Below are 12,087 nucleotides of genomic sequence, written 5' to 3' on the forward strand. Positions count from 1 at the left end.
AAATGAACATCATCGACACTAGAATCCCCGACGTAAAAATTATCGAACCCAAAGTTTTTGGTGATGAGCGCGGGTTTTTCTTTGAAAGTTTTAACCAGCAGCAATTTGAAACAGCCATTGGCCGCATGGTGAATTTCGTTCAGGACAATCACTCCAAATCTAGCAAAGGCGTGCTGCGAGGTTTACATTATCAACTCCCCCCTAACGCCCAAGGCAAACTGGTGCGTTGTGTTGCTGGTGAGGTATTTGACGTCGCGGTCGATATTCGCAAAAGTTCCCCCACTTTTGGTCAGTGGGTCGGAGTTCACCTTTCAGCCGAGAATAAACGCCAATTCTGGATCCCGGAAGGGTTTGCTCATGGGTTTGTTACCTTGAGTGAAACGGCGGAGTTTCTCTATAAGACAACTGATTATTACAATCCACAATGTGAACGCGCGATTTTATGGAATGATAGAGATCTGGGCATTGATTGGCTATCTGATAATGTATTTATGTCGGATAAAGATAAGCTAGCGACAGAATTTAAAAGCGCGGAATTATTTTAAGGTATATTATGCTCATAAAGTTATTGGATTTTAATATTCTCGGTGACGAAAGAGGGCAGCTAGTTGCGATAGAGGGCAATCGTCAAATACCATTTGATATTAAGCGTGTTTATTATTTGTTCGGTACCAAGCCTGATATAGCTAGAGGCTTTCATGCTCATAAAGCACTTCAACAGGTTGCTATATGTGTCAGCGGTTCTTGTCGTTTTGTCATGGATGATGGTGTTAACAAAGAAAGCATAGTTCTTGATTCAGCCGTCAGAGGACTATTCATTGACGCCATGCAGTGGCATGAAATGTATGATTTTAGCCCTGATTGTGTGCTGATGGTATTGGCAAGCGATGTATATGATGAGTCTGATTATATTAGGGACTATGAGAGCTTTATTGCATTAAGTGGAAAACTGTAAATATGTATATTCATCCTCTCAGCGATGTTCAATCTAATCAAATTGGTGAAGGAACGAGAGTTTGGCAGTTTTCTGTCATTTTAGAAAACGCAAAAATAGGTGCCGAATGCAATATATGTGCTCACACTCTTATTGAGAATGATGTAACGATTGGCGATCGAGTTACCGTCAAATCTGGTGTTTTTATTTGGGATGGCACAACGATAGAGGATGACGTATTTATCGGCCCTTGTGTTGCGTTCACCAATGATAAAATACCCCGTTCAAAAGTATATCCTGCACAATTTTCTCGCATTCACCTAAAGCGAAATTGCTCAATAGGGGCAAATGCAACTTTGTTGCCAGGGATTACAGTTGGCCGCCATGCCATGGTTGGTGCCGGTGCAGTGGTAACCAAAGATGTTCCCGATTATGCCGTTGTTGTTGGTAATCCAGCTAAAATTATTCGTTATATAGAGAACTAAAAATGATTGAATTTCTGAATTTGAAGACTGTTAACGCTCAATATCAACAAGAACTGAAAGATGCCTGTGCCCGTGTTATCGACTCTGGTTGGTATATTATGGGAAACGAGCTGGCTCAGTTTGAAACTGAATTTTCCACCTACTGTGGTGTCAAACATGCCATCGGTGTTGCCAATGGTCTGGATGCGCTGATCTTGGTGCTGAGAGCCTGGAAAGAACTTGGCAAACTTAAGGACGGTGATGAGGTGATTGTTCAGGCCAATACCTATATTGCCTCTGTGCTAGCCATTACCGAAAACAATCTGGTGCCTGTGCTGGTTGAGCCCAATGCGGATACCTATAACCTCGATCCTGCACTGGTTCGCGCAGCCATTACCCCTAATACCAAAGCCATTTTGCCGGTGCATCTCTATGGTCAGCTTTCCCCTATGCCTGAGTTGATGGCCATTGCCAAAGAGTATGGCCTGTTGGTGCTCGAAGATTGTGCTCAGGCTCACGGGGCAGAAATTGGGGGCAAGCGCGCCGGTAATTGGGGCTATGCAGCCGGTTTTAGCTTCTATCCCGGCAAAAACCTAGGAGCGCTTGGTGATGCTGGGGCTGTCACCACGAATAATGACGAGCTGGCCCAGACGCTGAAGGCGCTGCGCAATTACGGTTCCCACAAAAAATATGAAAACCTCTATCAAGGGGTAAATAGCCGTCTGGATGAGATCCAGGCTGCGATGATGCGGGTTAAATTGCCTTATCTGGAGAAAGAAACGGCCCGTCGTCAGGAAATTGCTCGACTTTACCGCGCTGGCATCAACAATCCGTTGGTGACATTGCCCCACGTTGAAACAGAAAGTGCCCATGTCTGGCATCTATTTGTGGTGCGAACTGAGGTGCGTGAACCATTGCAGCAGTGGTTGACCGAGCAAGGGGTTCAAACCTTGATCCACTATCCTATTCCCCCTCACAAGCAGCAGGCTTATCCGCAGTTCCGGGATTACCAATTGCCACTGACCGAACAAATTCACCAACAGGTATTATCGCTTCCCATAGATCCCACCATGAGCGATGAAGCGATAGAGGCTGTTATTCATGCGATAAATGGCTTCAAAGTATGAAACGTTTACTGAAAGTCACTGCCATGACTGGGTTGCTAACACTGCTCAGGATGGCGATGGGCTTTGTGATTGCCAAGGTGGTGGCCGTTTATACTGGCCCCACCGGCATGGCAATGTTGGGCCAAGTCCAGAGTATGGTGACTAGCCTCAATGGCATTATCAATGCACCAGTGGGCAGCGGCATTGTTCGCTATACCGCAGAAAAGCAAGGTGAGGGATTTGAGGCCTGTGCCCCTTGGTGGCGAGCATCTCTGCAATGGGTACTGATGATTTCGGCAATTACAATACCTGTTGGATTATTGTTAGCGGATCATATCGCAACCTGGCTATTTAAAGATAAAACCCTTGCCTGGATTGTGATGGTCACCGTGGCAGTGCTACCGCTTTCAGCAATAGGTACGCTGTGTAATTCGGTGATCAATGGTCAACAACAGTATCGCCGTTATGTTAGCCTAGGAATGCTATCAGTCCTGATCTCTGGCGCTATGATGTTAACCATGATCCTTCAGGCCAATATCAAAGGGGCCTTGTTGGCGACGGCGGTGCAGGCCGCCTTAATTGGCGTGATCATGTTGGCAGCTAACCTGCGTCAATCCTGGTTTAAATTGCGTTATTGGTGGGGCACGACCGATAGAGAAGCCAGAAAGGCGATCGGTGGCTATATGCTGATGGCCATCACCACTGCATTGACGGTTCCGACATCACTGATCTTGGTCAGAAATATTCTGATCGACCAAGTAGGCTGGGAAGCCACTGGCCAGTGGCAGGCGGTATGGAAAATATCAGAAGTTTATCTTGGCGTAATCACCATGGCGTTGAGCACTTATTATTTACCGCGCCTTTCATCGTTAGTGGGGGCTGATGCCATTGTGAGTGAAATACATAAAACATCTCGCATTGTATTGCCTATTGTTGCAATCTTGGCATGGAGTGTCTATCTGCTGCGTGATGTCGCTATTTGGCTACTATTTACCAAGGAATTTAGTGCTGCCCGTGATCTGTTTGCTGTTCAACTCTGCGGCGATGTTATTAAAATTGCTAGTTGGTTGTATGCCTATCCGATGTTATCTCGTGGTGCAACGAAGTGGTTTATAAGTACGGAGATAATATTTTCACTATCATTTGTTGCGTTAAGCTTTTTATTTGTGACGAAACTTGGGGTTGGTGGAGCAGTTGTTGCTTATTTGGTGAATTATATAGCGTATTTTTTTGTCATCTCTTTTAATGTTAAGAAATTTGCTAGGTAATGACTCGATGCTTTGTCTAAGCTCTTAGATATAAAAAGATATAAAAGTAGTTTTTCATTGACAAAATAATTCATATAATAGGTTGTTTCTGATGAAAATTATCATTCCAGTCTTAGGTATGGGGCGATCTGGAGGCGAAAGAGTTTTATCTAAAATTGCCACAGAGTTAGTAACACAAGGTAATGATGTTTATTTTGTGACTTTAAAATCAGATTTGCCTCCCTATTATAATACTAGTGCTAATATTATTTTTTGTGAAAGATCAGAACGTATTAACAAAATATCAAGATTTATCGAAAATTGTTATGGGATATGGAGAAAATGCAGAGAGTTAGATGGTGATATCGTTGTTGCAAACTATCATATAACTGCATACATTGCTGCTTTTTTGTTAACCAAAAAACAGCGATTTTATTATATTCAAGCATATGAGGTTTTATTCTACAAAAGACCACTATTTAAATTAGTTGCTCTGATGACATACCTGCTTCCATTTAATAAAATAGTTAATAGCAAGGTGTTATTACCTGAAATTATTAATAATTATTCGGCAGTAGTCCCAGCCGGTATCGATTATGAATTGTTTTATGATTCGGTACTGCCAGATATTGATGGTGTTATTAATGTTGGTATTGTTGGTAGAAAAGAACCTTATAAAGGTACAAAAGAAATATTACAAGTTCTTGCTAATTTTATAGAAGAAAACCATTTATCAGATAAGGTAAATGTTAATGTTGCAGTGCATATGCCAGACATGCATTTTACTATAAAAAATATGATGTATCACTCAGTTGAAAATGACGCAGACTTGGCGAGTTTTTATAAATTAAATGACATTTTTATTGCAACAGGACTCATAGAAGATGGTGCATTTCATTACCCATGTGCTGAGGCTATGGCTGCTGGATGCTTAGTGATATCTAATTACGCGCCATTAAGTAATACATCAAGTGAGTTAAAAATCACTCATTTCTCAGAGGAAGGAATTATATCTGGCATAAACAAATGTTTAACAATGAATCGGCATGATATTCAGAGAGAAGTCTTGGTTAATCAATCTATAATAAAAAATTTATCGTGGAATATCATTGGTAAAAAAATGAATGATGTATTGCACCATCATATAGGGTAATAGTTTTCAACCTTGAACCAGCTTTAAGGTGGGGGTGATTAAGTACCCATTACGCTGAAAGTGAAAATCTATTAATTGAAAATCAATAGGTTATAGTGACACTATTTCGCATCTAATGTTGTTCTCACCTTCCTTATAAAATACAAAAAGATGATACGAGATGAAAAGTCTTAAAATATCAAAGTTTGTTCTTGTTGCATTTTTTTTTGCACTTTTTGTCAGTATATTCACAGCAAATAAACCGCTTTATTTACTACCAGATATGCCTGTCTATTATGACCTTTATATAGATGCTATCATGGGACGTGATGTTGTAATTGAGCAATCATATGTCTATTTGTCTTTAATATCAGTATATCTTGGGTTGGGGTTTTCGTTTCTAATATTTATGTATGCCTTTTTATCAATCATGATAAAGGTATATGCATTAAAACAATATAAAGAAAAATATACGTTTGCAATATTATACATATCATCGTATCTCTTTTTACATGAGTTAGTTCAAATCAGGATTGGTTTGGCCATATCGGTTTTATTTCTTGGGGTGTTTTTATATTTTGAAAATAAAAAGCTGGCTGGGGTGATAGTTATTTCTTTAGCTCCAATTATTCATCAGTCCACATTAATGTTTCCATTTGTCTTTTATTTTTCTGTTTTAATTGTTGGGCTGCGATTACAATATTTCATATTGACGGCTTCATTTTTATTTTTTATTTTGTCTTATGACGGTCTGTCAGTTTTGGAATCTATACTTAATTGGGTTCCGATATCATCTATCAGATATAAAATTTTAACATATATGGAAATGCAAAAGGTAACTGGAGAAAGAATTAATTTGTTCTCTATTAGATTTATCATTTTTTATATTACAACGATTCTTCTTTTTTTGAAATGGAATATATTAGAACATCGGCACAGAGTATTTTTAGTTCTTGGGGTCTTATTTTTCACTATAATTTTTGTTGTAAGAGACCTATTTGTTATTTCATTAAGGATTATTGAAATAGCGGGTCCTTTTTATGTGTTATTAATATCTTCTTTAAGAGATTATTATAAAAGCAGATACATAAACATCGTTTTATGTTTTTTCTTTTTGTCAAGCTTATATTATTCATATGAGCTTTTCATTCAGGAAAGAAAATGATTTTTCCAACTTATACAAAATATAAGAGGATGAGGGATGTTTGATTTGTGTTTTTGTGTTGTCCTATATAAAAAACAGCCAGTAGATAGTGAAACTATTTCATCCTTAATTGATAACTTACCTAATTTAAATGCTAATAGTATTGTCGTAGTTTTTAATAATGGCCCTGAAATCTCTAAAAATGATAATATACCAGATTTTATAACAATTCATCAGGTTCTTATTAATGGATCGCTATCCAAAATATATAATAAAACGCTTGAGCTTTATCAGGCTAATAAATATGTTTTTTTTGATGATGATACCTGTGTTAATAGTTGCTATCTCACTGAGCTAAATTGTAAAAAATTTAAAATTTTCTTTCCTGAAATTTTCTGTCAAAGCATTAAACATTATCCAGTTATAAATAAAAATGGGATTCAGACCATTACTAGTGGTTTAGCAATTTCCCATGATGCAATTATCGAAATTAAAGATATTAATGGTTTTGTCTTTGATGAGTCGTTTGATCTCTATGGGATTGATACGGCTTTTTGTTATTTCATTAACGAGCATTCATTTGAGTACACTGTTTCGAAGTCTGCGTTGGAGCACCAGTTATCCCATATCAGTGGAGCATCAGGAGAATTTAGAAGGAAAGAAGTGTTTTTAGCTAACGCAGCAGCATTAATAAAGTATTTTAATGTGCGATTGCTATTACAGACAATGTCTTCCACGCTGTGGGCAATAAGAAAGTTTAGATTTAATTTATTATGCAAAGCTTTTTTATCTTTCCTATTGGGATATGTCATTCGGTAATTTAACGCTATTTTATTAGTGTTGAAACTATTTTTTAACACAATCGAAAGCCTAAATGATTTTATTCATTATCATGGTGATTTTCCAATGAAAGTCGTAATTTCTGGAGTTAATCTCATCGAGGGTGGGCCGCTAAAAGTATTTCAAGATGCAGTAGTAGCTTTTTCCAAGATTGAGAATGTTGAATTGATTTGTTTGGTAAATAATATTTCTCTTTTTGATAGTTGTATGAGGCGTAATATACAGTTTATAGAATTTCCCATAGTAAAAAAAAGTTGGCTTTTACGTTGTTTGTTTGAATATGGTTATTGTTGGTTTTTATCCAAAAAAATAAAACCTGATATCTGGCTTGCGATGCATGATATGACCCCTATTCTATGCAGATCTGCGAATATAAAACAGTATGTATATTGTCATAATCCTTCGCCAGCTTACGATGCTACTCTAAAGGACTTTGTTTTTGATTATAAATTTTTCCTTTTTTCAAAACTATATAAGTTTCTTTACAAATTAAATATTTCATCGAATGAGGCGGTAATTTGTCAGCAAAAATGGTTTGCTGATTTATTTGAGTCTGAGTTCAAAATAAAAAAAACAATAGTTGCTAAACCTAATTCAAAAGAATCTATCTCACTAGAAAAGGAGCAGTTTGAAGTTATTGAACAAGAGAAAAACATATTTAGATTCTTTTATCCAGCTCTACCTAGAATGTTTAAAAATTTTGAACTGCTTCTTGATGCGGTTGAATTCATTGAGCGTAATTTTGATCGTTCTATTTCAAAGGAATTTGAACTTATTATCACTATCGATGGAACTGAGTCACGTTATGCTAAATGGTTGTATGCCAAATACTCACATTTAAATTCAGTGAAATTCGTCGGTTGTCTTAATAGGGAACAGGTTAACACTTATTATCTATCGGCTGATCTTATCCTTTTCCCTTCAAAGCTTGAAACGTGGGGCCTACCAATAGTTGAGGCTAAAGACTTTAATAAACCTATATTGTTGGCCAATTTACCCTATGCTCATGAGACGTTAGGAGAATATGATAAGGTCAAGTTTATTAATGTGAACGATCATAAGGCTCTAGCAGTTGATTTAATCTGTTTTATAAATGGAAATTTGGTATACGATAAAACTTCTAAAAAAAATGATAAGGATGTATTGCCTGATTGGAATTCATTAGTCAATAGACTTCTTCTTTCATAGTTTAGCCTTAGATTGGAGTCAGGAACGTGTTCTAAACTTCTATTTTGGAATATGACATGAAAAAAATAATATGGATGCTGCGAGCGATATTTTTAAGTTTTTTTGTAGGTAAATTTGGCTTTTTTAGCTACATAGGCAAGCCTCTTTACTTATCAGGTCTTAAAGGTTTTTATTTCGGCCGTAAGGTTAGAATTTATCCCAATGCCAGAATTGAGGTGTATCACTCAGGGGATTTTATTATTGAGGATGATGTTTCCATTGGTCAAAATCTTCATGCTATTTGTGCAGATGAAGTTAGAATCTGCACGAATACGACGATTTCTGCAAATGTTTATATTGCGGATGTAGACCATACGTTTGATGATATGGCTGTCCATGTGATGCAGCAACCATTGAAAATATCAAAAACCTATATTGGCCATAATTCTTTTATTGGTTATGGCGCCGTTATACTACCTGGTACAAAGTTAGGTAATTTTTGCATAGTTGGTGCAAACTCTGTCGTCAAAGGGACGATAGATGATTATTGTATGCTAGCTGGTTCGCCAGCAGTTATCATTAAGCGTTATGATATGAATGATAAATGTTGGAAGCGCACAGATAGTAGTGGTGAATTTTTAGCTAATTTAGCTAAATCATAATTTAGGATTATATAATGAAAAAACATGTACTGATAACTGGTGGTGCTGGTTTTATTGGCTCAAATTTAGCATTGAAGTTGGTTGATAATGGCTATGTAGTAACTGTATTGGATAATTTATCTCATCAAATACACGGTAATAATCCTGATTTATCACCGCTCTATGTGGCAATTAAAGAAAAAGTTACCTTTATTAAAGGTACCGTTGAATCTAAAGACGATTGGTTAACTGCGCTAGAGGGTGTTGACACTGTAGTTCATTTAGCAGCTGAAACAGGTACGGGCCAGTCTATGTATCAAATTAAGCGCTATAGCGATGTGAATATTGGTGGTAGTGCTATTTTTCTTGATCTATTGGCTAATGAAAAACACCACATAAAAAAAATGATAATTGCGTCCTCTCGCTCAATCTATGGTGAGGGAAAGTATCATTGCCAGGTTCATGGCATTGTTTATCCTGGAGCACGTGATGATATCACTATGCAGCAAGGAGATTTCAATGTTAAATGCCCAGTTTGTGGGATTGATGCTGATCTTATGGCAACCGATGAAGAGAGTAAAATCCATCCTTCGTCAATCTATGGTGTGACGAAGCAAGTGCAAGAACAAATGTTCTTGATCACCGGTAATAGTGTGGGGGTTGATACGGTTGCGTTGCGTTTCCAAAATGTGTATGGTGCCGGCCAATCACTTTCTAATCCTTACACTGGTATTTTGTCGATTTTCTCTACGCGAATCAAAAATGGCAATGATATTAATATTTTCGAAGATGGTAAGGAAAGTCGTGATTTTGTTTATATCGATGATGTTGTCGATTCTATTTGTCTGGCGATAAATAGTGATAAGGCTGCGGGCAAGGCCTACAATGTCGGTGCTGGCGTATGCACAGATGTATTGACTGTGGCACAAACCCTCAAGGAAATTTATCAGAGTGATTCTAAGATTCAGGTGAGCGGTAACTATCGAGTCGGTGATATTCGCCACAACTACGCCGATTTGACCAAGGCCAAGCAGGATTTGGAGTTTGAACCCAAGGTTAGTTTTGTTCAAGGTATGAAAAAATTTACCGATTGGGTGAACTTACAAGATGTACAAAGTGACCGTTATGATCAATCCATCGATGAAATGAAAAAGAAAGGTCTGTACAAATAAATATCATGACGGTGCCTTGGTTTATTAGTAGCCAAGGCGCTGTTTTTAGCATTGGTAAATAAAATGAATGATTTAGCTGGTAAGAGCATACTATTTATATGTCCTCGCTTTTTTGGCTATGAGCGAGAAATAGAAAATGAATTGATTCAGTTGGGGGCTGTCGTAGATTTTTATGATGAGCGTCCATTCAGCTCTTCGATTTATAAAATTTTCAATAGAATTAACTTTAAATTATTCATACGTAGAAAAATATGTAAATATTATGATTCGATCTTAGCTAAAGCCGATACAGAAAAATATGATTTATTATTGGTGGTTAATCCTGAGACGATCCCCTTAGATTTTATTCAGCGCATCAAAAAGAGCTGCCCAAGTATTCATACTGTACTCTATATGTGGGATTCAATAAGAAATAAAAAAAATGCAGCTAATCTTATTGATGCATTTGATAAGGTGGCCACTTTTGATAAAACAGATACTATAAATAATAGTAATGTTAATTTTCTGCCGTTGTTTTTTACTCGCAAATATGACATTAGAAATTACAGTGCTAGCGATTCTATAATAACGCATTACAATGCAGCATTCATTGGTACGGCACACAGTGACCGCTATGCATTCGTTAATAAAGTAATGGCGCAGTTTTCATCGGTATCACTTAGTAGTAATTTTTTATTCTTTTATTGTCCAAGTAAGCTGCTTTTTTTCATGAAAAAATGTTTGAGCAGTGAAATGACAGGACTATCTTTTAACCAGATTTCTTTTAACTCCATGTCTTCTGCACAAATTACAGAGATTTTAATGCATTCCGCGTTTGTCATTGATGTTGAGCATCCCAATCAAAATGGTTTGACAATGCGAACTATTGAAATGCTGGGATTACAAAAGAAATTAATTACAACAAATAAAAATGTGGTTGAGTATGACTTCTACAACTCCAATAACATTTGTGTGGTAGATCGTAAAAACCCTAAAATTGACGAAAATTTTTTGTTGTCAGAGTTTGAGTCCATAGATCCAATTATTTTAAATAAATATACGCTAAATAGCTGGTTGAAAAATTTGCTTTAAATTTATGTCGTGATGTTTTTATTCATATTGTTGACATTAAAGTCAACGCATTTACATATTCATTATACTCCTGGTGTATCGTATGGAATATTTGTCATTTTTTGTGGCAGCCTTTTCTTTCTTATTTATATTAAGGCGTGTAGCTAAAAAAATAAATTTAGTTGACCGTCCCAATGAGCGAAAACTACATCAGGGATTGGTTCCTTTAGTCGGGGGGATTTCAATCTATTTTACGCTGATGCTAGCGCTATGGCTTAAACCAGAGTTACTTATTAATTCGGATGTTTATGTGCTCTGTGCTTCCGTATTGGTGATGATGGGGGCCATCGATGATAAATATGATGTTGATTATCGCGTCAGGTTGGTGGTGCAGATCCTGATCTCTTGCGCGATGATCTTTGCCGCCGGGCTTTCCTTAAAGAGTCTTGGTCATATTTTCTTTAGCTATGAAGTGGATTTGGGGCCGCTTGGCTATATCGTCACCATCTTTGCTGTGCTTGGTGCTATTAATGCCTTTAATATGGTGGATGGTATCGATGGCTTATTAGGTGGGCTCACTATGGTGACTTTCGGTGCGCTCGCTTATATCCACTACGCCGATGGACAACTCCCTTTGGCTCGTTTCTGCCTGATGATGATGATCGTGGTGGTACCCTATATCTGCTTGAATCTGGGCTTCCCCTTTGGCTGGCGCAAAAAGGTCTTTATGGGGGACGCGGGCAGCATGCTGATCGGCTTTACCGTGATCTGGGTATTGTTGCAGGGCACCCAAGGGCCAAAAGCGCAGATGAACCCGGTCACGGCGCTCTGGTTAATTGCCATTCCGCTGATGGATATGACCTGCATCATGGTGCGGCGTATTCGGAAAGGTGTCTCGCCATTCAAGCCGGATCGCGAACATCTGCATCATATCTGCCTGCGGGCGGGGCTTTCATCCCATCAAGCCTTGGTGGTGATCTGCGGTACTGCGACCCTGTTGGCTGTTGTGGGGATTGCCCTTGAATATGGCGGCGTGCCGGAGTGGGTCAGCTTGTTGTTATTTACTCTGGTATTTTTCCTCTATTACCAGTTGCTTAATAATATCTGGCGTATTCTCTCTAGAATTAAACCAAAAACTGCCAGTGAGCCTAATTAAATTGAGTCTCTCCCACACTGACTTTTGCCTGGCC

The 12,087-nt window shown here is 37.9% G+C and carries 13 protein-coding genes and 1 pseudogene; all 14 read left to right on the forward strand.

Annotated features, from left to right (window positions below):
• Positions 1-2 precede the first annotated feature (2 nt).
• The 14 genes and pseudogenes from rfbC (at position 3) to wecA (ending at position 12,053) form a co-directional block, all read left to right on the forward strand.
• Positions 3-545: a dTDP-4-dehydrorhamnose 3,5-epimerase gene (gene rfbC / locus ACPW74_RS05355; protein WP_103244754.1), complete on the forward strand. Its 543-nt coding sequence runs from the start codon at positions 3-5 to the stop codon at positions 543-545.
• Positions 546-553: 8 nt separating this feature from the next.
• Positions 554-955, forward strand: coding sequence for a sugar 3,4-ketoisomerase (locus ACPW74_RS05360; protein WP_103244587.1), 402 nt, complete (start codon positions 554-556; stop codon positions 953-955).
• Between the two features lie 2 nt (positions 956-957).
• A pseudogene (locus ACPW74_RS05365) lies at positions 958-1,080 on the forward strand (N-acetyltransferase); the annotation flags it as partial.
• Positions 1,081-1,248: 168 nt separating this feature from the next.
• Entirely contained in the window at positions 1,249-1,419 is a 171-nt protein-coding gene (locus tag ACPW74_RS05370; RefSeq protein WP_414429570.1) for a DapH/DapD/GlmU-related protein, read from the forward strand.
• 2 nt (positions 1,420-1,421) lie between these two features.
• Positions 1,422-2,525, forward strand: coding sequence for a DegT/DnrJ/EryC1/StrS family aminotransferase (locus ACPW74_RS05375; protein ID WP_103244589.1), 1,104 nt, complete (start codon positions 1,422-1,424; stop codon positions 2,523-2,525).
• Positions 2,522-3,772, forward strand: coding sequence for an O-antigen translocase (locus ACPW74_RS05380; RefSeq protein WP_103244590.1), 1,251 nt, complete (start codon positions 2,522-2,524; stop codon positions 3,770-3,772). The genes ACPW74_RS05375 and ACPW74_RS05380 overlap by 4 nt, the downstream gene beginning before the upstream one ends.
• 91 nt (positions 3,773-3,863) lie before the next feature.
• A complete protein-coding gene (locus ACPW74_RS05385; RefSeq protein ID WP_158654937.1) occupies positions 3,864-4,904 on the forward strand; it encodes a hypothetical protein in 1,041 nt (346 codons plus the stop codon).
• Positions 4,905-5,064: 160 nt separating this feature from the next.
• Positions 5,065-6,048 carry an EpsG family protein gene (locus ACPW74_RS05390; RefSeq protein ID WP_425858665.1) on the forward strand — a complete coding sequence of 328 codons (984 nt, stop codon included), beginning with the start codon at positions 5,065-5,067 and terminating at the stop codon, positions 6,046-6,048.
• A gap of 36 nt (positions 6,049-6,084) precedes the next feature.
• Positions 6,085-6,846, forward strand: a complete 762-nt coding sequence (locus tag ACPW74_RS05395; RefSeq protein WP_425858666.1) for a hypothetical protein — start codon at positions 6,085-6,087, stop codon at positions 6,844-6,846.
• A gap of 87 nt (positions 6,847-6,933) precedes the next feature.
• On the forward strand, positions 6,934-8,055 hold the full coding sequence (locus ACPW74_RS05400) for a glycosyltransferase (RefSeq protein ID WP_425858668.1): 1,122 nt from the start codon (positions 6,934-6,936) through the stop codon (positions 8,053-8,055).
• Positions 8,056-8,111: 56 nt separating this feature from the next.
• Complete coding sequence (locus tag ACPW74_RS05405; RefSeq protein WP_425858670.1) at positions 8,112-8,696, forward strand: acyltransferase; 585 nt, start codon at positions 8,112-8,114, stop codon at positions 8,694-8,696.
• Between the two features lie 14 nt (positions 8,697-8,710).
• Positions 8,711-9,847 (forward strand): NAD-dependent epimerase/dehydratase family protein, encoded by a 1,137-nt coding sequence (locus ACPW74_RS05410; protein WP_425858671.1) that lies wholly within the window; start codon positions 8,711-8,713, stop codon positions 9,845-9,847.
• A gap of 63 nt (positions 9,848-9,910) precedes the next feature.
• A complete protein-coding gene (locus ACPW74_RS05415) occupies positions 9,911-10,918 on the forward strand; it encodes a hypothetical protein (RefSeq protein ID WP_425858673.1) in 1,008 nt (335 codons plus the stop codon).
• An 82-nt stretch (positions 10,919-11,000) separates the two neighbouring features.
• On the forward strand, positions 11,001-12,053 hold the full coding sequence (gene wecA / locus ACPW74_RS05420; protein WP_425858674.1) for a UDP-N-acetylglucosamine--undecaprenyl-phosphate N-acetylglucosaminephosphotransferase: 1,053 nt from the start codon (positions 11,001-11,003) through the stop codon (positions 12,051-12,053).
• Positions 12,054-12,087 lie beyond the last annotated feature (34 nt).

It is taken from the genome of Aeromonas sp. INTO2 (assembly GCF_049860605.1).
Classification (GTDB): Bacteria; Pseudomonadota; Gammaproteobacteria; order Enterobacterales; family Aeromonadaceae; genus Aeromonas; species Aeromonas caviae.